General features: G+C 37.3%; 18 protein-coding genes. 10 read left to right on the top strand and 8 right to left on the bottom strand.

The window, feature by feature from the left end:
- Window positions 1–185: 185 nt before the first annotated feature.
- Genes LQ227_RS02120 through LQ227_RS02100 form a run of 5 tightly spaced genes read right to left on the bottom strand, consistent with a single transcriptional unit; the run spans window position 186 to window position 7399 of the window.
- Window positions 186–1973, bottom strand: coding sequence for a hypothetical protein (locus tag LQ227_RS02120; protein ID WP_230143860.1), 1788 nt, complete (start codon window positions 1971–1973; stop codon window positions 186–188).
- A gap of 2 nt (window positions 1974–1975) precedes the next feature.
- Window positions 1976–4108, bottom strand: a complete 2133-nt coding sequence (locus LQ227_RS02115; RefSeq protein WP_230148027.1) for a DUF4175 family protein — start codon at window positions 4106–4108, stop codon at window positions 1976–1978.
- On the bottom strand, window positions 4095–5462 hold the full coding sequence (locus tag LQ227_RS02110; protein ID WP_230143863.1) for a BatA domain-containing protein: 1368 nt from the start codon (window positions 5460–5462) through the stop codon (window positions 4095–4097). Before LQ227_RS02110 ends, LQ227_RS02115 begins: the two co-directional genes overlap by 14 nt.
- 3 nt (window positions 5463–5465) lie before the next feature.
- Entirely contained in the window at window positions 5466–6353 is an 888-nt protein-coding gene (locus LQ227_RS02105) for a DUF58 domain-containing protein (RefSeq protein ID WP_230143864.1), read from the bottom strand.
- Window positions 6353–7399, bottom strand: a complete 1047-nt coding sequence (locus LQ227_RS02100; protein ID WP_230143865.1) for a MoxR family ATPase — start codon at window positions 7397–7399, stop codon at window positions 6353–6355. The genes LQ227_RS02105 and LQ227_RS02100 overlap by 1 nt, the downstream gene beginning before the upstream one ends.
- 103 nt (window positions 7400–7502) lie before the next feature.
- Here LQ227_RS02100 and LQ227_RS02095 point away from each other — a divergent pair, with 103 nt between their 5' ends.
- Window positions 7503–8132, top strand: a complete 630-nt coding sequence (locus tag LQ227_RS02095; RefSeq protein WP_086545324.1) for a DUF4159 domain-containing protein — start codon at window positions 7503–7505, stop codon at window positions 8130–8132.
- A gap of 68 nt (window positions 8133–8200) precedes the next feature.
- Here the strand turns inward: LQ227_RS02095 and LQ227_RS02090 are convergent, their stop codons facing one another.
- Complete coding sequence (locus LQ227_RS02090) at window positions 8201–8446, bottom strand: hypothetical protein (RefSeq protein ID WP_230143866.1); 246 nt, start codon at window positions 8444–8446, stop codon at window positions 8201–8203.
- Between the two features lie 116 nt (window positions 8447–8562).
- On the opposite strand from LQ227_RS02090, the gene LQ227_RS02085 reads away from it, so the two are divergent.
- Together LQ227_RS02085 and LQ227_RS02080 are read left to right on the top strand one after the other, a co-directional pair.
- Entirely contained in the window at window positions 8563–9108 is a 546-nt protein-coding gene (locus LQ227_RS02085; protein WP_230148025.1) for a TetR/AcrR family transcriptional regulator, read from the top strand.
- 44 nt (window positions 9109–9152) lie between these two features.
- Window positions 9153–9740 (top strand): pentapeptide repeat-containing protein, encoded by a 588-nt coding sequence (locus LQ227_RS02080; RefSeq protein ID WP_230148023.1) that lies wholly within the window; start codon window positions 9153–9155, stop codon window positions 9738–9740.
- 53 nt (window positions 9741–9793) lie between these two features.
- Here LQ227_RS02080 and LQ227_RS02075 read toward each other — a convergent pair whose 3' ends face one another.
- Window positions 9794–10261, bottom strand: coding sequence for an Lrp/AsnC family transcriptional regulator (locus LQ227_RS02075; protein WP_230148021.1), 468 nt, complete (start codon window positions 10259–10261; stop codon window positions 9794–9796).
- A gap of 323 nt (window positions 10262–10584) precedes the next feature.
- On the opposite strand from LQ227_RS02075, the gene serC reads away from it, so the two are divergent.
- The 4 genes from serC to LQ227_RS02055 all read left to right on the top strand — a co-directional run bounded on the left by serC (window position 10585) and on the right by LQ227_RS02055 (window position 13961).
- On the top strand, window positions 10585–11682 hold the full coding sequence (serC, locus tag LQ227_RS02070) for a 3-phosphoserine/phosphohydroxythreonine transaminase (RefSeq protein WP_230148019.1): 1098 nt from the start codon (window positions 10585–10587) through the stop codon (window positions 11680–11682).
- An 11-nt stretch (window positions 11683–11693) separates the two neighbouring features.
- Entirely contained in the window at window positions 11694–12815 is a 1122-nt protein-coding gene (locus tag LQ227_RS02065; RefSeq protein ID WP_230148017.1) for a DUF1015 family protein, read from the top strand.
- A 25-nt stretch (window positions 12816–12840) separates the two neighbouring features.
- Complete coding sequence (locus tag LQ227_RS02060; protein ID WP_165456383.1) at window positions 12841–12987, top strand: hypothetical protein; 147 nt, start codon at window positions 12841–12843, stop codon at window positions 12985–12987.
- A 182-nt stretch (window positions 12988–13169) separates the two neighbouring features.
- Window positions 13170–13961, top strand: coding sequence for a lacto-N-biose phosphorylase central domain-containing protein (locus LQ227_RS02055; protein WP_230148015.1), 792 nt, complete (start codon window positions 13170–13172; stop codon window positions 13959–13961).
- 5 nt (window positions 13962–13966) lie between these two features.
- Here the strand turns inward: LQ227_RS02055 and LQ227_RS02050 are convergent, their stop codons facing one another.
- The gene (locus tag LQ227_RS02050) at window positions 13967–14536 is read right to left on the bottom strand and encodes a DUF1543 domain-containing protein (RefSeq protein ID WP_230148013.1); all 570 of its coding nucleotides are present in this window, start codon (window positions 14534–14536) and stop codon (window positions 13967–13969) included.
- Window positions 14537–14919: 383 nt separating this feature from the next.
- On the opposite strand from LQ227_RS02050, the gene LQ227_RS02045 reads away from it, so the two are divergent.
- The 3 genes from LQ227_RS02045 (at window position 14920) to LQ227_RS02035 (ending at window position 22209) form a co-directional block, all read left to right on the top strand.
- Window positions 14920–16629, top strand: coding sequence for an FAD/NAD(P)-binding protein (locus tag LQ227_RS02045; RefSeq protein ID WP_230148011.1), 1710 nt, complete (start codon window positions 14920–14922; stop codon window positions 16627–16629).
- Window positions 16630–17592: 963 nt separating this feature from the next.
- Window positions 17593–20595: a TonB-dependent receptor plug domain-containing protein gene (locus tag LQ227_RS02040; protein ID WP_230143879.1), complete on the top strand. Its 3003-nt coding sequence runs from the start codon at window positions 17593–17595 to the stop codon at window positions 20593–20595.
- 30 nt (window positions 20596–20625) lie between these two features.
- Entirely contained in the window at window positions 20626–22209 is a 1584-nt protein-coding gene (locus LQ227_RS02035; RefSeq protein WP_230148009.1) for a RagB/SusD family nutrient uptake outer membrane protein, read from the top strand.
- Window positions 22210–22223: the final 14 nt, after the last annotated feature.

Raw genomic sequence — 22223 nt, 5'->3', positions numbered from 1 at the left:
ATAGTAAGAGATTTTTTGTTAGAACTCCTAATGCTTGCGCTCGTTTCCAAACGAGTGCAGAAATAGTTATACGATGGTTTATTAAGATTTGTCATTCTGAACGCAGTGAAGAATCTTTATCAGATTGCACTGTTTCATTGGAGGAGGATTCTTCACTGCGCTCAGAATGACAGCAATCGCGCGGCTTATTTAACGGCCAATATCCTCGATTCGTACCATAAAAAGCTAGCTGCAAGCAGAAACCCTCCAAAGAACCACCAGAGTGATACTTCTTCCTCTACAATGGTATCTGTTAATTTGTTTTTGGCTTCAGTAGTCTTCAGGTTTTTGATAAACTGATGGGTTTCATCAAGCTTTTGTTGGTTTTTGAGTGCTTCCCAATCTGTTTTTTTGTAGATATACACTGGCTCAATGGCTTGATTTACTTTTAAATTAGTCCAGCCTGATTTTTGAGGCCAGTATAAAGCATCCCATTGGAAAGGAAGCTCCATATTTTGTCGCGGACTGAGTAAAATACTATCTATTTTTAATACTGGTACCTTATCTGATGCTGCCAGATCTGTAATAATCCTCATTTTTTGGTGCACAACAGGGAATTGAGGAATGATGTTTACAGACTGAATATTGTTTCTTTTCCTTGCTGCATGGGCCAAAAGTTTAGACCAATAGGTTGCATAATCAGTTTTTTGCCCTGAAAGTAGCCAATTATAGGTGGCGGAAAGTGTAGAGACCAATACTTTGCCATAACCACTGATGCTGCTGTTGACCACTGTTTTATCGCTGGCATCGGAAATGATGGGCTGATCAGTTTGGTTGGCCCTTAAAAATACAGTTTGTTCTAGTGGTAACGGATTAAATTTGTGATGATCTTCTATCATAATTAAATTTAATGCTTTGCCTTTTAAAACAGGAGATTCGAAACGGACAAATTTACCACTGAGTGTTGTCAAAGCTTTGCTATTTGCAACCCTGATCAATAATCCCATTCCGTTATTAACCGCAAAATTTATTGATGACCTTTCATTTGGGCTAATAGCGGCTAATTCTTCTTCATCAATGATCAGGATGTCGAATTTTTTTAAGGATGACGTATTGATCTGATTAAGGTTTATGCTGTCTATGTTAAGGAAATCGAAAGCAAATTTGTTTTTACTGATCTGACTTCTGAAAGCCAATGGATATTGATTTTCATATAACCAGTTTTTTAAAAATTTATATTCAAAGTCAGGAAAAGAGGCTAAAATCAGCACTTTCATCGGTGTCTGATCGCTAACCAGAACCGGCACAGGTTCTTTGGCCAGGGTATCGTTTTTTTGTAGTGCAATTAATTCGTAAATGGCTTTTCCTGTTTGTTTGGGATTCGTTTTAAATGAAAAAGATTTATTCGATTTTGCCTCGATAGCGATCGAATCTACTGTTTTGCCCAAACCTTTGAGCAGGAGTTTAACTGTTTCGCTCCCTGAGTTTTGATAAGTTCCCTGAACCTGAAGCGGCTCACTGGTTTTTAATTTGGCTGGCCAGTTGGCAGAAATAATCCCGCCAGGATTTGCGGAAGGATGAAAAGTGATCTGGTATCCTTTGAGGTTCTTCAGTTCAGCTGCACTTAAACCATAACCGTAGACATTCAGTTTTTGAATATTGGGATTCGATTTTAAGAAATAGGAGAGATCGGAAAGGGTTGTGGCCTTCGTATTTTTTAAATTTACTGATGGAAATGCATATTTTTTCCCTTTTAGTTTTGCAACAGAATCAGGGTTTGTGCCGTCGGTGAGTAAAATAACTTCATCTGCATTTTGTTTTACATGTGTTTTGTATCTGATCGGTACAATTAACAGCATAAAACAGCCCACGGCAATGATATTCGCTAAAATTCGCCATATTAATCTAGCTCGATTTGTCCGGTTTACCTCTTTGTAGAGCAAAAATGCCAATAAAACCAAGCCAACCAGAATAGCGATGTATTTAAATTCCATATCTATTTGCCGGTTTTGTTGAGGTTGTTAAAATAGTTTTGATACAATGCAGAAGCTGGGCCAGCGCTTTGTGTCTGCGGTTTTGCTGCTTCGTTATTAATCATTTTTTGGATAGCCTGTTGAACCAGGTCAATATCCCTCATTATCAGTTTATTGCCTGTGCTTAATTTTCTTAAACTGCTTAAGGCATTTAAATAGATCGATGGATGATCGGCTGCGGCTCCGATCATGTATTTCTCAGTTTCGCCAAGTAAGAATTGATCTTGTTCGATGAACTTTTTCCCTGTTTTTCTGCTCTCCAGTAAGGCGAGCGCCGCTTTTAAAAAGGCAGTTCTTTTTTCTTTTTGCTCAAACGACATTTTCTGAACCGGCTGTGTAATCTTATCCAGTTCCCCGGTTAAACGTTTCTCAGGTTTTAATGCTGCCGTTTTTACGGTGGTTTTGGCTACATAAGCCCGCGATTTTTGCTGCAGATCTTTCAGTAACCTCAGCGCTTTATATTCGTAAGGTAATGCTTCCTGGGGTTTATAGGTTCTCAAACGAAGTTCGGCATTCCACATTTCAGTTAAAACGGCCTTTAATTGCGCCTTCATTTCCGGTTCGAAAAAGGTAGCATCTTCAGCGATATCATGTTTATGGGCATATTTGTCCATAATGCCAGTCACATCACCGAACTTTTCGCCCTCACGCTTATGTTCCGCATGTTCATCGTGGTCGTCATGATCACCGCCGATTTCAGTTTCGTTCTCTTCGCCCAAAAACTGTCCGTAACGTAATCTCAATAACTTTTGATCGATACCCAGATCGTTGCTTCTGGTTTTAAAAGTTGCAGGAGGCAATGTCGATTGTTCTTTCAATAATTTCTCTGTATCGATAATGATCTGCCTTTCACTCCTGAAATATTCCGGAACCAGGTTAACGCCATTGGTCATCCCCGCCAAACTCATTAATTCGGCAGTATCTACAATCGAAACAAAATAAACATCTGAACGGCTCGATTGACCATGGTTATCCATCGCTTTGATGAAAAAGTAGAGTTCATCACCTGGTTTCATGCCAAGGCTTTTTAAGTCAATCAGTTTACCTAGCGTGAGGTTCTTTTTGTTATCAAACCCGGTATTAAACGATAGTTTTTTCTCTGTGAAACTCACACCTTCGCCTTTACCACTGGCCATGGTTGCCGATATATAGGCATCGTTGATGCCGTAATCGTCTGTAAGTGATACGTTCAGATCGATCTTTTGCGGCTGACCGATATCAATAGTGGTGTGCTGTTTGGGTTTTGTAATCTTAATCGTAACGGGTAAATCAGGAATGATCTCGATCTGGTAGAGGTCTGATTTTTTACCGTCCAGATCCAGTTGATAAAAGCCTGATTTGTTGACGGTTTTGCTATATGTCCATTGCGTATGCGATGCATTTAAGGCTTTTAGCGGGACAATTTCGTTATCGTTAAAGATGATTTTCAGTTTTTTAACACCAATGTTCGTTTCGATTTTCCAGTTTATTTTGGCACCAGTTTCGGCAGCGATTGTCAACTGTTTTTGTTTGCGCTCAGCTTTTTGAGTGTAGGCAGGTGGAATGATGATAGCGCTGAAATCGGAAATTTCTGCGGGAATATTTTCTTTGATTGCCGGAATTTGACTTGCTTTTTCGTGAAAATTTAAAGGTTCACTTTTATTCAAAGAGATTTGGCTAATACCAATGCTGATGAGCAATCCTACAAGAAGGGTAATCAAGCCGAAATATAATTTCTTGGCTGGTTCTTTTGGCTGCGATAGGCTGGGGATTATATTTTCGATTTTGTTGCGCTGCAATTGTTGCAGCATAGACAATTCATCTTGATTTTGCAGCAGGAGATCGGCGCTCTCTTCCAGTTCGGGGTATTGGTTGTTTACAAAACGCGAAACATCCTGTTCGGTGGTTTTCCAAATGGGTTTTATGAATAAGAAGATGACCAGAATAACAGGAAAAACAATTGTAAAAAGCCATGGAGAAAAATGCAGCAGGTAAATGCCAATAACCGATAAAACCAAAGCAATGGCCAAAGCAATTGCAATAATGCTAATCAGATAAAAGCTAATCCACTTTTTCCTTAGGTTACTGATCCAATTTTTTCCTTCAGCTTTTAACATAATTCGGTTTTTTTCTGAATGATAAAATACGTTCGGTAACAAAAATCAAAAGGGTAGTTATCCAGAATAAAGTTGCAAGTTCTTCATTTTGAGTATTTTGTGTAGATTCTGCTTTGGTAATCACGATAACTTCTTTTTGCTGAACTGATAAGCTCCGCTGATCGGCAGGATTGTCTTCGAAACCGAAGTCTATTGAGTTTTCCGCTCTGATCACAATCGGCATCAACGCTTTTACAAATAAGCCATCCCAAACAAGTTCGTTCCATTGCGGGTTAAAACGGCTGTAAAAGTGAAAGATATGTAAGGAATTAGCCTTTTCATTTGTCAATACTGCATTTCCAAAACCATCAGTCCATATTTTTTCGGCTTGGCTGGTTGAGGCAATTCTTTTACTCAATTTAATATGACGACCATAAATGTTAATCGTAGATGGTATAGCAACTACTTTCCCGTTTTCGTATTGAAATAATGCTCCACCCGGTGCAATTGATGATTTGAAATCTGATGAAACCGGATTATCAGATAACCAAAAACCAATGCTTGCTTTTTCTGCAGCTGCATTGATGATAATTTTCCGTTTGGTGAAACTTTCAATGGCTTTTAAGGCTGCAATGAGGTATTTACTGTCTGAAATACCTGAAGTTTCGTGTATGGCGACGTTTATTGACGATTCGTCTGCCGAATTTAAAGCCTGATAAGTCGTGCCTGAGGGATTGGACTTTGCTTCATATTTCTTTCCTGCATATCCGGCAATCCAGCTGCTAAGCGTATCGGGTTGGTTTAGCGGAATGTATTTCAGTTCATAACTAACAGTTGGCAGTTCGTTACCAAAACGGTTTAAGTGCCGATCGGCAAAAAAATAAACTTCAGTTCCAGGAGGAACAAATTGATTAGCTGCACTCAGTAAGGCTGTATAGCTTAAAGTATCGCCCTGTTTTGTTTCATTAAGAACGGTGTCTTTTAAGGTTAATGGTTTAAAACCCACATTAAAATCGTGAATTTCGTAACCCTTTTTCAGTAATGAATCTATCGTTTTTTTATTAGAATTGAAAACCTTTTGGAAAATAGTTTTATCAACCAAAATCCATCCGGCTTTATTTTTTCCCGAGATTATTTTTTTAAGGTAAGGTTGTGCCAGAAGAAATGTCAGTAGTGCCAAAAGTAAGCAGCGTAAAACCAATAAAAGCCAATCGTTAATTTTAAAGCTTTTCGAACTTGCCCTCGAACTTTCGCCCAGCAAGGCAATGCTGCCAATCTTAACCGTTTTGCCCTGCTTAACATTCCACAGGTGTATAATGAGCGGGATAATTAAGCCTGCAAGCGCCAGTAAACCTATGGGGTATAAAAAATGCACGGCTTAAATTCTAAGTTTACTTCTTTGTTTTAAAAAATCCCTCAATGCCTGGTCTAAAGGTTCATCGGTTGTAATTGTCCGGTAAAAAATCCTTCTATCAAGCAGCTTTGTCCTGGTTTCTTCCAGGTAAGCATTAAGCTTGTTTTGATAATTGGCCCTCGCTTTGGTTTGATCAATCTGAATGGTTTCTCCTGTTTCCAGGTCTTCGAAAGTGCTGTAACCTTTAAAATCAAGATTCAGTTCATTTCTTGATAACACATGAAAAACCACGATCTCGTGTCTTAAAGTATTCAATGTATCCAATAACTTGATTATTTCATCTTCTTTTTGATAAAGATCGGTGATGAAAATCAGCAATTCGCGTTTTTGGGCTCCGGCAAACAATTCTTTATAATGAATGGGTTTGGTGAATGCTCCATTGGGATTGATCTGCTCCAACTGGTAAAACAACCGGGCCAAATGCTGGTAATCCTGCTTTGGGGTCATGGAAAAAATCCCTGAATTTTTCAGTACATATAAACCAATGGCATCGCCCTGTAAATTGGCGAGGTAAGCTAAAGATGCACTAAGATATTTTGCATAATCTATTTTGGTAAAATCGCCATCACTATGGTTCATCGAGGCACTGGCATCTATTAATATGCGAACGGCAATATTCGTTTCCACTTCCGATTCGCGGATATAATAACGGTCGGAGCGGGCAAACATTTTCCAGTCGAGCGATCGTAAATCATCGCCGGGTTGATAACTTCTGTATTGGCTAAACTCCAATCCCGGTCCCTTTACGGTACTTTTATTAATGCCGTTCATAAAACCATCAATCGTCATTTTAGCCGATAATGAAAGGTCTTTAATGGCCATCAATACTTTTGGATCGAGCAATTTACTCATTAAATATTGGCTTTTGGTTTCGAAATGGCTTTAATCAGTTCTTCTGTAACTTTATCGGATGAAACATTTTCGGCTTCTGCCTTAAAATTCATCAATACCCGATGGCGAAGTACCGGATAAGCCATGGCCTGTAAATCCTCCATTATTACAGCATACCTGCCTTTAAATAAGGCTCTTGCTTTTGCTGTTAAAATCAGTGCCTGTCCGGCCCTTGGGCCTGCACCCCAACGCACCCATTCTTTTACAAAATTTACAGTGGTGGTATCAGGTCGGGTAGCGCGGATGATTTCGCTTACATAAGTAATTAAATCATCGCTGATGCTTACTTCGCGGGTAATGGCCTGCAGTTCTTTGATTTCTTCTGCACCGATAATCGGGTTGACCACCGCTTTTTTACTGCCCGTTGTACTGCTTAAAATCTGAGTTTCTTCGGCTGCCGTTGGGTAACCGATTTTGATGTACAAAAGAAAACGGTCTAACTGTGCTTCAGGCAGGGGGTAAGTTCCGGCCTGTTCAATCGGGTTTTGCGTAGCCAGAATAAAAAATGGCCGATCTAAAGGATAAGTTTGTCCACCGTAGGTTACTTCAAATTCCTGCATGGCCTCTAATAGTGCCGATTGGGTTTTTGGGGGCGTTCTGTTCACCTCATCTGCCAGGATAATATTGGCAAACAAAGGACCTTTGTTAAATTTAAAAAAACGTTTTCCCGTTACGTGGTCTTCTTCCAATATTTCGGTGCCCACAATATCGGTAGGCATTAAGTCGGGTGTAAACTGGATTCTTCTAAAAGAAAGATCTAAAGCCTGAGACATTGTTCTTACCATTAAAGTTTTTGCCAAACCCGGTACACCTTCCAGTAAACAATGTCCGCCAGCCATTAAAGCGATCAGCATTTCTTCAATGATCACATCCTGACCCACAATTACTTTTTGTATTTCGCTTTTTAAAAGGGAGATCTTATCGATCAATATTTTTAGGTTGCTTTCTGAACGCTCCAAAACGGTTGATTTTTTAGTATAACGATATTGTGCTTCAATATAGGGCATATTGATAGATAGTTTTAGCCTTATAGAAAAGAATATCAAAAAATTTACATGATAATTAAGATAAAAAAGCAGAATAATAAAAAATGAAGGTAATTTTAGGGTGATGCAGAGAGCTAAATTTACATTTGCGAGGTTAAAATATAATTCAGGCGATTGGGATACCGATCAACGCATGCCTTCTAACCTCTTAAATTCTCTTCTCGAGTATACAACCATTCCGTTGGATGAAGAAGAGAAAATTGTAGAGCTGAGCAGCCGCGATTTATTTAAATATCCTTTCTGTTATTTAAGCGGGCACAAACTGGTTCAATTTAGTCAGCAAGAAGCAGTAAATTTTAAAACCTATGTGCATAACGGAGGTTTCGTTTTTGTAGATGATTGCAATCATGATATTGATGGTTTATTTGCCCGTTCGTTCGAAACACAAATGAGCAACCTTTTTGGCCCTCAGGCTTTGAAGAAAATCCCTAATAACCATGGTATTTATAGTTCTTTCTTTAAGTTTGAGAAGGGACCACCAACCACTTCTTTCGAGTTAAACGGCTGGGGCGATGATCTTGTGCACGATTACCTGAAAGCAATTACCATTAACAATAGGATAGGAGTGCTTTATAGCAATAAAGATTATGGTTGCGAATGGGATTACGATTTCAGGAACAAACGTTTTTTAGCTGAAGACAATACCAAGTTCGGCGTAAATATTATCCTGTACGCCATGGGGATAAACAGTTAGCAATTGGCAATTTCCAGTTGACTGTTTTTTCGTGTTGTCAGATGTTACCATCTGACAGGTTTAGCGCACTACATCAGGTGATAACGATCATCAAAAATCTGCATTACCGATGCTTTTATCCCAAACAGCGCCAATTTTTCGCAACATGCTGTACTGATATCCCACACTGAAACAATCCGTATTACTTTGTCAATGTCGTCCAGATCGATAGACCATTCAGAAACGCCATCCAAGCCTGCAATGGCCAGGGCAACAAGACTCTTATCGTTTGCATTTTCGATAATGGTAGAGATGATGGTGACGTATCTGGACATATTTTTAGGAATAGTTAATGGATTTTCAAGATCAATCCATAGCTGAAGCTGATCTTTTGTCTATGCAAACGTAATAATAATTTGTAAACAAACCAAACGTTCGGTATCTTTGTTGTATGGAAAACCCCTATAAAAGAAAAAAAGAGCCTGAGGTAAGCAAACAACTTATTTTAGCAGCAGCGGCAGAAATCGGCGCATCAGATTGGCATCGTGTTACGTTTCAGGCAATTGCCGATAAAACGGGTTTGAGCAAGGGGGGGATTATCCACCATTTCCGTAACAAAGAAGATCTGCTAAAAGAATTGATGAACCAAAGTTTGGTCGAGCTTACTGAGTGGATTGTAGAAGAAAAAAAGTCGTCGGGTAAGGAGGTGGGAAGTTTGGCTTTCCTGCGCTTTATTATTGGTAAAAGTAACGACCTGTTTTATAGAAGAACGATGAAAATTATTACTCAGGTTATTCTCATCAATCCAGCGTACCGTAAAGGCTGGGGTGAATGGTTTAGTACGCACATTGGTCATGGTGATGATAGCGAGCAGGGCATAAAACACCTGATTGTGATGCTTGTTGCCGATGGATTATGGTATTCGGATAACCTGGGGGTTTATGATATCAGTGACAAGAAAAAGCAACAGATTTTAGAAACGCTCATTAAACTTTAAGCTGCAATATCTTTTCCTGCCACAGTTGTCAAACTATAATTTTTATGCTAGAACCCAGCGAAACAACCGTTCATCAAAATAAAACTTTTACCGATATCAATTACGCGGGTAAACAGCTGCAAAAGCGAGAGTTTATTAAGTGTGAATTTATAAGGTGCGATTTTTCTAAAAGTGACTTAAGCCATAACGATTTTGTTGACTGTGAATTTAGCCACTGTAATTTCTCGCTCACTCAGGTAACAGGTACAGGTTTTAGTAACATTACATTCACAGACTGTAAAATACTGGGTATTGATTTTTCTACCTGCAATAAATTTATGTTCTCCTTTTGTTTTAAGGGATGCATTTTAGATTATTCTGTTTTTTATGGTACCAAGCTCAGGAAAACGAATTTTATTAACTGCTTGCTAAAGGAAGTCGATTTTGAATCGGCCGATTTATCTTCAGCTGTTTTTAATCATTGCGACCTCACGGCAACCTCTTTTAACCGCACAATTCTGGAAAAAACTGATTTCCGCACCGCAAGGAATTTTTCTTTCGACCCCGCGTTGAACAACATGAAAAAAGCCAGATTTTCACCTGCTAACCTTTCGGGTTTATTAGATCACTTCAAATTGGATATTGAGGATTAAGCCGCTAATTTGGAATCGATGAACCGATTTCAACAATTAACCGGTTAACCAGTCTACAAAGCATACGCGGTTTCGGCTTTAGATTGATTAAGCACCAAAAAGCTCTGGATATTTCCTACGTAAGCCAATGCACCTATATTATCCCTGAGGAAATTGTTGTAAGAAACCATATCGGGCATGGCCACTTTAAGCATAAAATCGAAATGCCCGGTAAGGTGATAACATTCCATCACTTCTGGGTATTTTTCCATTTCGGCCTTAAATGCCCTTACAATATCTTCCGAATGTGTGGTAAGCTGAATGTGCGGAAAGGCTATAAAATGCGACCTCAGTTTATCGATGTCTACAATGGCAACTGTTGATTTGATGTAGCCGTTTGACCGCAGTTTTTTAATGCGATCTACAATGTGGGTCATGCTTTTTCTAAGCTTTCCCGAAACTTCTTTATAGGTTAATAATCCATCACGTTGTAAAAGATTTAGAATTTCTATATCAGTCTGATCAACTTTTTGAGGTTGCATGTGAATACTTAGTGTACAATTTTTTCTTTTTTGTTCGCTTTTGTAAAGGCTAAAAATAGTTAAAATAAGGTATATTTATAATATTTATTGTCGTTATTTAAAAATGTACTTAGTGTATATATTACAATAATAGTAGAAATTATGGAGTGGAAATAAAAATTATATTCTGTCAGCTTATTTTCCTGATATGCCAAACCAAATTTTTAGGATGTTTAGGCTTTGATAAAAAATAATTTTTACCAAAAAAATAAGTTGTTGCGGTATAATTTGCTTAACTACTGATCTTTACGCTGTAATTAATTTAACCGAATATTATTTTTCTCATGCATAAAAAACACAATTTCGGTGCCGGCCCATGCATATTGCCGTCATCTGTAATGGAGCAAGCTGCTCAGGCCGTAATCAATTGGGGAGGGATGGGTTTATCTATTTTAGAGGTTTCTCATCGATCGCCAGAATTTGAAGATGTAGTACTTAAAACCCAGCTTTTGGTGCGCGAGTTATTGTCTGTTCCAGATCAGTATTCGGTGCTTTTTTTACAGGGTGGGGCCAGTACACAATTTGCTATGGTTCCGATGAATTTTTTGAGTGAAGGAAAAAAAGCTGCTTATCTTGATACAGGATATTTTGCGCAAAAAGCCATTAAAGAGGCCAAATTGTTTGGCGAAGTAGAGATCGTGGCTTCTTCGAAAGATAAAGATTATGCTTATATTCCAGCTGAGTTTAATAACGATAAGCAAGCTGCATACCTGCATTGTACTTCAAATAATACGATTGAGGGAACAGAAATATTTGATTTCCCTACTGCCAGTGCACCGTTTATATGCGATATGTCATCAGATATTTTTTCCAGAAAAATTAACATCACTGATTTTGATCTTATTTATGCAGGAGCGCAAAAGAATATGGGGCCAGCTGGGATGACCTTGGTCATTGCTAAAAATGAATTCCTTAACCAGGCCAAAAAAGAAATCCCATCAATGTTGGATTATCGGGTATTCCGCGATAATATGAGCATGTACAATACACCACCGGTTTTTTCTATTTATGTGGCCATGCTTAATTTATTGTGGCTGAAAGATCAGGGTGGTGTTACTGGAATAGAACAAAGAAATATAGAAAAGGCAAAATTATTATACGCCGAAATAGACCGTAATCCGCTTTTTTATGGTACGGCCGATGTTGAGCATCGTTCTCGAATGAACGTTACTTTCTTAGCCATTAACAAAGAGGTAGAGACCGGGTTTTTAAAATTTGCAGCAGACCAGGGAATTGTAGGCATAAAAGGCTATAGAACAGTTGGTGGATTTAGGGCTTCACTTTACAATGCGCTTCCATTATCGAGCGTTGAAGTATTGGTAAATGCAATGGCCAGCTTTGAAAAAATATACAGTGATAAAACAGTTCTTGAACTCGAATAATCCGTTAAACGATGATAAAAATCTCTCCATTAAAGGCATTACAGCCGGGTAAAGACATCTTTGATCTGATGATTTCTGATCAGGTAAACGGTAAGGTGCATAAAAATGAGCAGCTTTCGTTTGAAGACCTGCTTAATCTATTCGGATGTCCTTTGGATGATCGGCCTGCTATTTATGTTTACGAGTTCCGTAGCGAATTTGGTATAATGCGGGGGATTTGGGCAGCTACCGATCTCTCTCAAACACCGGTAAACGCAATTAAAAGGCACGAAGAAACGGTATCGTCGAAAGTAGAATCACTTAAAATAGATCTTAAAAATAAAGCAACGCAAAAATCACCAATTTTATTGGTCCATAAAAAAGATAAAACTTTAGATGCGCTTATCGATTTTGTGGTGCGTACGCGTAAACCTTTGGTAAGTGAATGGTCGCAAATGGGGCATTTCCTTTATCAGGTATTGGAGGAAGATGTTATTGAAAAATTTGTAGAAGCGTTTATGAAACTTCATGCGGTTTACCTTGCAGATGGTCATCATCGTTTGGAAGCTGCCTGTTCGTTGCAGAAAAATACAGCTCAGCAGATCAGTTCGCTATTTGTTTCTGCCGATGTAATTTCGATAGGTGCCTTTCACAGAATGGTTTCAGGTGTAGATATTTCTTATTCGCTGCTGATGGAAAAACTGAAAGCTTATTATTATATCTCAAAAATTCCCAATAACAAAGCTTATAAACCTGATCAGAAGAACAGGTTAGGCCTTTTTTTTAAAGGCGAATGGTACCAACTGGATTTAAATAAAGCTTCTACTGCACTGTCAGAAGTGCCAGATACGGTGATTTTACAAAATAAAATCCTGTCGGCCGTGCTGGGTATCAATAAACCAAAGGAAGACGAAAGACTAGTCTGCTTTCCGGATTGCAAATGGTCTCAATTTCTTGAAGCGCTGAATCACGATGAAACGTCAATTGGTTTTTCTCTTTTTCCGATGACAGCGGATGCATTTATTAATACAGCAGAAAAGGGTAAGTTTTTGCCGCCCAAATCTACCTGGATAGCGCCTAAGATCCCTCAGGGATTTATGGCGAGTAGCCCGGTGGCCATAACGGCGAAAGGAGAACAGGTAAGGGTAAATTAATAGTTAAACCTACAAAACAAACGATATGTTCGATCTCGATTTAGAAAGTATTGCGCAGATAGGTGCTACCTTTCTGATAATTGCTTTCTTTTTAGTGGCTTTGTACAAAAAGCGCCTTAAAGTAAACAAGAAAAAGAATGATGGAGAGCAAGATTACCTGCATTGGCTCTAAACCTGTTATATTGATTTTAAGGGAGGCACGGTATTTTTTTTGTTGTGGTAAATCAATTTAGCTTTACGTTGAATAAATTTTATAGTTAATTATGCCTATCGAGATTGATTGTAGCAATTTCATTATGGTTAAATTTTATACTTTTGGGTTATTGATATTTACAATTTAACCCGATATATTTTATGAAAATGTTTTTTAGAGTTTTCACCCTTTCTATTTTAATCTGCTCATCTGTTCTGGCGAGTGCACAAACCGTTACTTTAGATTATTTTTTTAATCGCGAAACCCGAAAAAATAAAGCTGGAGAGGTAGAGCGTTTTCATTATTTATGGGGCAAAAGCGATTATGGGAACTTCTTTATTTTAGGAAACATCTTTAAGAAACAAGGCTTTAAGTTAGATTCTTTAGAAACAGCCCCTACTGCAGCCAAGCTAAAAGGAACTGATGTATATCTAATTGTAGATCCTGATCGACCAAAAGAAAATCCAAAACCAAATTATATACAGGCAGCAGATATTACAGAAATTTCTACATGGGTAAAACAAGGAGGCATATTGGTAATGTTTGCTAACGATAGCGCAAACGTGGAGTTGCCACACTTTAATAAGCTAGCCAATGTATTTGGTATGCACTTTAGCAATGAGATGCAAAACCATGTTATTGATGATAAACATTTTGAAGATGGTGCCATTTCTACCAAAAAAAATCCTGTATTTAAAACGGCACAAAAAATATTTATGAAAGATGTTTGCGCTATTGAGACCAAGAATGGTGCAAAACCTGTTTTGAAAAATGCAGCTAATGCAACAGTTATTGCTTCGGCTAAATATGGTAAAGGAACAGCAATTGCCATTGCCGACCCATGGTTGTATGATGAATATGTTAATGGACGTTTACCAAAAGAAATGGGTTTCGAAAATGATAAAGCAGCGGCTGACGTAGTGGCGTGGTTAAAAAAACTATCGAAAAAATAATGCTATTAAAGTTTATCTAGTTTAAAATAACCCAAATGAATTTCATCTTCAGGTAGATCGCCTGAAGATGTTTTTATTTCGATATGGTATTTTTGTTTCGATTCTTCGCTTAAAATATCTTCAATTTTATAAATATCATCAACATCAACACCATACTTTTCATCGATGTGGGCATTTGCGCCTTTTATCGAATTGGTTTTAAAGAATACCGTTTTCTTCGCCTCCTGTATAGCCTTGGCCCTTTCATCATGTACAGATAAAACAATATAATGTTGTTCGTATAGTTGGTTCGATTGGTAGCCACCAAGGTTAATGAAAAATAGTTTATTAGCAGGAAGGGTAGTATGGTTCTCTCTTAATTTAATGTTGATTTCATAATTATCGACCTTATTCACTTCCCGCCAGCCATCTATATGTATACTGGTTCCAGCTTCGGGCCAAAAAGCTTTAATTTCGGGAACAAGCGCTTTAAGCGAATGGGCAATGCCAAAGAAATAATCGTGCTGTTCTACATTTCTTTTTGGTGCTTTCGATCCCAATAAAAGCATGTATAGTTTAGGTTGCTGTTCGTCCATATTTAATTGCCTTTTCTTTTAACAGCTACAATCATAATTGGTTTGTGATTTTCTATCTTCTTTTAACCGCGGAGAACACAAAGAGAGGGCGCAGAGAACACAAAGCTAGATGCCGAAGTTCTTTCTGCTGTCATTCTGAACGCAGTGAAGAATCTTTAATTTATAGACATATATGTGTTATAGCGACCGCATTAAGATTGCTTCATCCAATGAAAAATTGGCTTCGCAATGACGATTCCTCATCGCTTATATTAATTCTTATATGATAAATTAACCCTCAGGAAGACAACCAGGACAATTATTCCGTGTTTCTGTGGTAAAAAGGCAAAACAATTTCACCTTTTTAAGATTATATGAAGGTGCACAAATAAAGGTAGCGATAAATGGATGTTAAAAAAGCAAAAAAGAAAATCGCTATTATAGGCGGTGGGCCTAGCGGTCTTTTCATGTACAAGAGATTAACTGAAGCTAAAGCCACCAACTTTGAAATAGACATCTTCGAACGCAAAAATTATTTGGGAGCAGGTATGCCTTATAGTGCCGAAGGGGCTAATGTAGAACATATAACCAATGTATCAGACAACGAAATTCCGATCATTTTTAATTCTATAGAAGATTGGATAAAAATTGCGCCTAAAGCGGTTTTAAAAAAGTTTAACATCAGCGAAGAGAAATTTGACGAATACAAAGTATTGCCCAGGCTATTTTTTGGTGAATACTTATCTGCTCAGTTTAATCTCCTGAAAAAAGCTGCGGCTAAAAAAGGAATCAAAACCAATGTCCACTTAAATTGCATTGTAGAAGATATTATTGATGACAATAAAGTAGCCATATGTGTTCAAAATCATGATAAACTTTATTTCGATCAGGTTATTATCTGTACCGGGCACAATTGGCCTAAAAAATATGAGGGCAGGATTCCTGATTATTTCGATTCTCCATACCCACCTAAAAAAATATCGTTAAAACTTGACCACGCTGTTGGCATTATGGGTTCATCGTTAACGGCGATTGATGCCTTAAGAACGCTGGCAAGGCAAAACGGAAAGTTTACAGATAATGAAGATGGAACCTACGCTTATGATTTAGAAAGCAAGGGATTTAAAATTGTAATGCATTCGCGTAGTGGTTTATTACCTGCTATCCGATTTCATCTGGAAGATTCGCATTTAGGAAAGGAAGAAACGCTCAGCAAAGCCGAAATTCAGGCGAGTATAGCTAAGAACGGAGGGTTTTTACCCTTGGATTTTGTATTTGAAAAGAATTTCAAAGAAATGTTCATTGAAAAAGATCCTGTTTTTTATAAGCAGATTAAAGAAATGAACCTCGAGGAGTTTGTGGGGGGCATGATGGCATTTAGAGAAAAAATAGAACCTTTCGACCTTTTTAAGAAAGAATACGAGGAGGCCGAAAAATCAATAGAAAAGCGGAAATCTATTTATTGGAAAGAGGCCCTGGCTGTTTTAAGTTTTGCCATGAATTATCCTGCTAAGTACCTTTCTGCCGAAGATATGGAGCGGCTCCAAAAGGTATTGATGCCCTTAATTTCTATTGTAATTGCATTTGTACCCCAAAGTTCGTGCAGAGAATTATTGGCACTTCATGAGGCTGGTGTGTTGAGCATTGTTGCAGTTGGAGATGATGCTGAAGTTGAACCCTTAAAAACAGGCGGTGCAGATTATCATTATAAGGTAGATGATCAAAAGATAACCGTTCACTTCGACACCTTTATCGATTGTGTTGGTCAGCCACATCTTTCTTTCGATGATTTTCCATTTAAAAGTTTAATCAAAAATGGAACAGTTAGTCCGGCCATGTTGCAATTCCAGTCTGCTAAGATCGGAAAAGCAGAAATGAAGCATAATGATTTAGTGATAAGAAAAGGCAATACTTACTTTTTAACTGTACCTGGTATCACCATCAACGATCATTTTCAAGTGGTTAATGAAGCGGGACAAGTGAATGAAAGAATCTATATTATGGCCGTTCCGTACATTGGTGGTTATAACCCCGATTATTCCGGAATCGACTTTTGTGAGGCTGCATCTGAAGCTGTATTGAAGCGTGTTTTAGAAGAGAACGGGCTTACTTAATAAAATCTCCTACTTAGAAATATTACTAAATATATTTTTTGCTGAAACGAATGCTGCAGCTAAGAGAAAGCTTGATTTATGAAATCAATTAGTGTGCTTCTACAAAAAACAGCTGGTAAAATGGATTATTAATTGTTTTTCAAGGTTATAGACAGCAGCTTTTTTAAAAAGTTGGTTATTATGTTGATGTTTGATTTATTTGATAATTAAGAACAGAAATTACTTAAAATAGTATACCTTATTTAATTGCTTTTAAAGAAAAAACTGCCTAACGGAGTGTTGGAGCTTGTTTTGTGTAAAAAAACAAACGTTTGCGCTTAATTTGCGCAATGTCTTTTTAGAATTACAAAATTTATAAAAATGATATAGCATTTCTGGGCACAAGCGAGGCTGAATATGATTCTTTAAGCCTAATTTCAGTAACCTATCAAACTATCATTTAAAGCTTTTTCCTTAACAGTTATTGATTATTAGAATATCGTTTATAAAAAAAACAAAAATTAGTTGATTAATACCGCCGTTCAATGTGTATAGCCATTTATGGCTTAGCTTATTACGCATTTTTTAAGCAAACGTTTGCGTTAAGAAAAAATAAAAAACAACTTTCTTAATATATACCTTGCATTAACAAATCATAACTAGCCGATATTTTATTTTAGTATTACGAGCGTAAAGAATCTTGTCAACTAGCAAGAAAACAAATAATAAGTAAAATAACCAAAGAACCTCTAACCAAGGTATATAACAAACAAGCAAACAAAAACTAATCATTCTGATGCACGATTAGGTTGCATTAAGAATTAATATTAATCAATCTTAAACCACATTCCATGATCAAAAATTTTACTTTTTGTCTTCAGGCATTGCTTTGCCCAAAATCTCAAATAGGGACAATTTCTTAACTGTATTTTACCAAATCGAGTTTCTTCTTTAAACACTTAAACTTTTAATTAAACTAATAAAATGGCTAAAATTTATACAAGCGTTTGTATTGCCTTGTTTTTATCTGTTTTTGGATTACAATCTTTACATGCCCATGGGGCATGGCTTAAAACGGCTAATGGCAGTTATTTTGTTTTTCAACAAGATACAACAAAAGCTAAAAAAGATTCGTCCGCTTATTCCATTAAAACCGATACAATTGGCCAAATGGTTAGAGCATTACAGAAATTTAAAACGGTACGCGATACGATTAACATCCGTTCCTCAACACCTGTTCCGAATTTATCATTACAGCAAATTGTTAAAGGTAATTTGGCTGGAGTTTATGTACAGGAACCAAACGGCGAACCTGGAACTGAGCAAAGTATTATTGTGCAGGGTGCATCAGGTGTATTGTTTACTAAAAAGGATATTTATGCACTGCAACCGGCAGTGTACCTAAATGGTGTTCCATTGGTTCAGGATAATCCTTTTGCTTTTGATGTACAGAAATACGATTTTAACAGGATTGGCCCTGCTACTAATTTACTTTCACAGATCAGTATAGATAATATACAGTCTATCTCTGTAATTAAAGATCCGTTTGAATTGGCTAAACTTGGGCCAAATGCAGCAAATGGTGCTATTTATATTACTACGAAAAATGCGAGAGCAGCCGGACTTAGAGATATAAGTGCAAATGCCTATTTTGGGTTTGTAACCGCGCCAAAAGTAAATACTGTTAATGGTGTTTATGAAAATAATTTCCGTAAACCTTTTTATCAGAAATATGCCTCTGCCGAAAATTATGCAGGTTATGCATCTTATTTAAGAGATTCGACTAATACTGCATATTATGGGCCATCAAACTGGAATGATTTATACTATCAGAATACACCAACCTTTTCTGCTGATTTAGGTATTACAGGTGGTGGTGATCGTGCAAACTTTAGATTTTTTGGTTCGGGTACCCAAAATGCGGGTAGTGCTGATGATACCAATATCAATAAGTACAATTTATTTTTTGGTATTAATATGGCGCCATTTAAATGGCTTACTGTTTCGAGTAGTGTAAATGCTGCCCGTTTAGATCGGACCAGAAATAAAAGTTTACGCGATCGTTTTGCAGAAACAAGGTATATCCCCGATTTAACTAGTCCTTTATCTCCTAATTCTTCTATTTATGGAAGTTTCCTAAATGAGAATGATAAAAATGTAGACAATAACCGCAATACCATTTTAAATGGGAATTTGATATTAAGCGCCAGGGTTAACAAGTTTATTATTTCATCTAGTTTGATTTTTGACTACAATGAAGGGGTTAGGGATTATTTTACACCTTCTACCTTAATGGATGGTGTAAGTTATGTATCAAACTATTTCGGTTATAGCCAACGTTTATTGCAAAGTAATACCGTTTCTTATAAATATGAAATTAACAAAGCGAATACTGTTGATTTCGAAATAGGAGAGAGCTTTCAGGGCGATACCTATAAATATAATTATGCCAGAGCCTACAATGGTCCTAACGATTATGTAAAACTAAACTTTGTTGATGGTCGGGAGTTTATTAATGGAGCCTATAACGAAGATTACCTGAATACTTTAGCCAGAGGTGAGTTTTATGTTTTCAGGTATATAGATAAGGAAAGAAATAATTTAATGTCTTTCTATGGCTCTGCCAAGTATAGCTATAAAAACTTGTTAAATATAAATGCATTGCTAAGAAGAGATGGAGCATCGAATGGCCAGCCTGATAGCAGATGGGTAACTACGCCAGCTTTCAATGCTACATTTAATTTAAAAGAACAGTTTTTAAAGAACAATACTTTTTTTGATAACCTTAATCTTAGTGCTGGATGGGGTAGAAACCTGAGAATTTTTCTTGATGACAGGTATGCTGCTGGTCCTCAGTACCGTTCAGAAAATGGCTGGTTTGAAGAACCAACTATTCCTGGGTATGGTGGAAGGTTAGGAATTAACAGACCATATGAGAGCGGGTTTATTGGATATGGTATCACCTTACCTTTTTCTGATCGTACCAATATTACTTTAGATGCATCTTTCTTGAAAAATAGAATCAATGCAGCTATCTCGGCTTATAACCGCAACGATAATAACAATATTATTGGCGTTCCGGTTCCTTTCGAAACAGGTTATAGTGTTAACTACCAATCAGGATTGGACATTAATAATAAAGGTTTAGAATTAATGTTGAATGGTGTGATTATTAGCCAACCAAAAGGGTTAAACTGGAATACTACCTTAAATATCAACTATAACAAGAATGAAGTTAAGGCATTACCAAATGGTTTAACAGAGGTAATTAGTGGAGATAACAAATTAGCTGTTGGTAAACCTGTTGGAAGTTATTGGTTATATACCAATAATGGTATTTATAATACCAATACAGAGGTGCCAGCTGGTAGGACTTTTAATGGTATCCCGATGAAAGCTGGAGATCCAAATTGGGTAGACTATAACGGCGACAACCGCATAGATAGCAAGGATAAGGTTTTAACTGGAGATAGGTTGCCGAAATTTGTAGGTGGATGGAACAATACAATCGCTTATAAAAGTTTCGACCTGAATTTCAACTTTATATTTGCACTTGGACAAAAAGCCATTAACCAATACGAAGCTACCCGCTATGGTTTTATCAACCGCGAAGCTGGTAACGATATCAACTCGGTAAAAGAGGTTTCTTCCTGGCAGATATTCGATAACGAGAAAACATATCCAATTTATAACCCATGGAGTGATGTTGATGCTTACCGTGCAGATCAGGATTTATTCTTAGAAGATGCATCATACCTTAAACTAAGGTCGGTAACACTTGGTTACGATTTTGGTAAAACAGTAATCTTCAAACAATCAGGAAAAACGGTTAAAAGGGCATATTTATATGCAACAGCTATGAACCTGTTTACCGTTACTAAATTTTCTGGTGTAGATCCTGAGTTGGTGAACTACAATGGATATTATGATGGTGCCAATTTAACCATCCCAAGAACATTTGTATTGGGCTTTAAATTGGATTTATAAAATAATTATACAATTAACATGAATTATATAATGAATAAAGAAAATAGGTTTTGCAAAACTGCTGTCGCAATTTTTGTATTACTGATCGGCTTGGGTAACTTTTCTTGTAAAAAGATAGATGATGTACAATCTACAAGATTATCTACAGAAGAAACCAATTGGAAAACCTTAGAAGACGCAAAAGCCAACCTTTTATCTGTTTACGGCTTGCTTCGTTCGGCAACCGTTGCCGATAACGGACATTGGTTAATGGGAGATTTAAGACAAGGCGATTTTACCATTACTACACGTGCAGATTTAAAAGCTATTGTAAATGGGCAGCTTAATGCTTCTTACCCGGTAATTAATAGGATTACCAACTGGAGAAGGTTTTATGCAGCGATAAATTCTGCAAGTCTTTTTGTAGAGCGTGCTAAAGAGATTAAACAATTAGATCCTCGTTATACACAACTGAATCTTGATGTAGATGTAGCTCAAGCCAGAATGTTAAGAGCCTTTGCTTACTTTTACATGAGTAGAATTTGGGGCGATGTGCCTTTACTTACTTCCTCTCACGATGGTGAGTTTATAAAACTAAGCAGAACGCCGCAACAAAAAGTTTTAGCATTTGCAACCAATGAGTTATTGGCCGCGGCTAAGGTGGTACCTTTTAGGTATGGTGGTACCGATCCCATTATGCCGGGTTTATATTATGGAGCTAACTGGCCATCATGGAACGGTATTGTTTTTACCCGATTATCTGCATATATCCTTTTAGCGCATATCGCCGCATGGCAGGGTAATTATATCGATGCAGCCACCTATTCGAAATTCGTTTTAGATAATCAATCAACCCAATATTTTGTTGATGGTGCAAATCCATTAGATTATATTGATATGAATGCGCTAACCGAAAATCAGAATAACTACAGCCCATTTGCCTATAAAAGGGCAAACTTAATGGTTGGTTTTCCTTTTGAGGCGGGTAACGGTTTATCAACCGCTAACGGGCACTTGGAGCAACTAACCTTAGCTTTTCCATTTATTCCAAAAACACAGCCAGAGATGTTTGTATCAAAGGACACCATTATTCGTGCCTTTACCACTCCGTTTGATCTTCGTTTTGGCGTAGATCCTGTAACGAACTTATACAGAACCAATTATTTCTATGGGTTTGAATCGGAGCGCCCGATTTTTAATAAAGTAAAAGTTATTTATCCATCTAATACATCAGGTAATGTAACCTTATTCAGTTCATCGATGGTGTTTAGCAGGATGGAAGAAATTACTTTATTAAGAGCCGAGGCCCTTGCTGTTTTAGGTTTAAGAGACGAAGCACTTACCGCACTGAATAGGGCATGTGCATTGAGGGGTTTCAGTTTTACAACTGCTACCCCAGATTTAGTTGCCGCAATTTTTCAGGAGCGTAGGAGAGAGTTAATGGGTGAAGGTTGGAGATGGTATGATATTATCAGATATAACAGAATTAAAAACCCTCAAACTGTTTTTGCCACTAAAAACGGTACTCCAATGACCTTTAAACAGTTTGAAAATGCTGGTGGTATTTACTGGCCGGTATCACAAGATGTAATTAATGCAAACTCATCAATTACTCAAAATCCATATTGGCAATAACCTACCTAACTAGT

The sequence above is a fragment of the Pedobacter sp. Bi27 genome (assembly GCF_918698255.1).
GTDB lineage: Bacteria > Bacteroidota > Bacteroidia > Sphingobacteriales > Sphingobacteriaceae > Pedobacter.
Note: the sequence above shows the minus strand (reverse complement) of the source record. Positions and strands in the feature narration are given on the sequence as shown.

Coding starts and splice junctions, on each gene's coding strand:
- LQ227_RS02120 (WP_230143860.1), bottom strand. CDS start 1,973: ATGGAATTTAAATACATCGCTATTCTGGTTGGCTTGGTTTTATTGGCA.
- LQ227_RS02115 (WP_230148027.1), bottom strand. CDS start 4,108: ATGTTAAAAGCTGAAGGAAAAAATTGGATCAGTAACCTAAGGAAAAAG.
- LQ227_RS02105 (WP_230143864.1), bottom strand. CDS start 6,353: ATGAGTAAATTGCTCGATCCAAAAGTATTGATGGCCATTAAAGACCTT.
- LQ227_RS02100 (WP_230143865.1), bottom strand. CDS start 7,399: ATGCCCTATATTGAAGCACAATATCGTTATACTAAAAAATCAACCGTT.
- LQ227_RS02095 (WP_086545324.1), top strand. CDS start 7,503: ATGCAGAGAGCTAAATTTACATTTGCGAGGTTAAAATATAATTCAGGC.
- LQ227_RS02090 (WP_230143866.1), bottom strand. CDS start 8,446: ATGTCCAGATACGTCACCATCATCTCTACCATTATCGAAAATGCAAAC.
- LQ227_RS02085 (WP_230148025.1), top strand. CDS start 8,563: ATGGAAAACCCCTATAAAAGAAAAAAAGAGCCTGAGGTAAGCAAACAA.
- LQ227_RS02080 (WP_230148023.1), top strand. CDS start 9,153: ATGCTAGAACCCAGCGAAACAACCGTTCATCAAAATAAAACTTTTACC.
- LQ227_RS02075 (WP_230148021.1), bottom strand. CDS start 10,261: ATGCAACCTCAAAAAGTTGATCAGACTGATATAGAAATTCTAAATCTT.
- serC (WP_230148019.1), top strand. CDS start 10,585: ATGCATAAAAAACACAATTTCGGTGCCGGCCCATGCATATTGCCGTCA.
- LQ227_RS02065 (WP_230148017.1), top strand. CDS start 11,694: ATGATAAAAATCTCTCCATTAAAGGCATTACAGCCGGGTAAAGACATC.
- LQ227_RS02060 (WP_165456383.1), top strand. CDS start 12,841: ATGTTCGATCTCGATTTAGAAAGTATTGCGCAGATAGGTGCTACCTTT.
- LQ227_RS02055 (WP_230148015.1), top strand. CDS start 13,170: ATGAAAATGTTTTTTAGAGTTTTCACCCTTTCTATTTTAATCTGCTCA.
- LQ227_RS02050 (WP_230148013.1), bottom strand. CDS start 14,536: ATGGACGAACAGCAACCTAAACTATACATGCTTTTATTGGGATCGAAA.
- LQ227_RS02045 (WP_230148011.1), top strand. CDS start 14,920: ATGGATGTTAAAAAAGCAAAAAAGAAAATCGCTATTATAGGCGGTGGG.
- LQ227_RS02040 (WP_230143879.1), top strand. CDS start 17,593: ATGGCTAAAATTTATACAAGCGTTTGTATTGCCTTGTTTTTATCTGTT.
- LQ227_RS02035 (WP_230148009.1), top strand. CDS start 20,626: ATGAATAAAGAAAATAGGTTTTGCAAAACTGCTGTCGCAATTTTTGTA.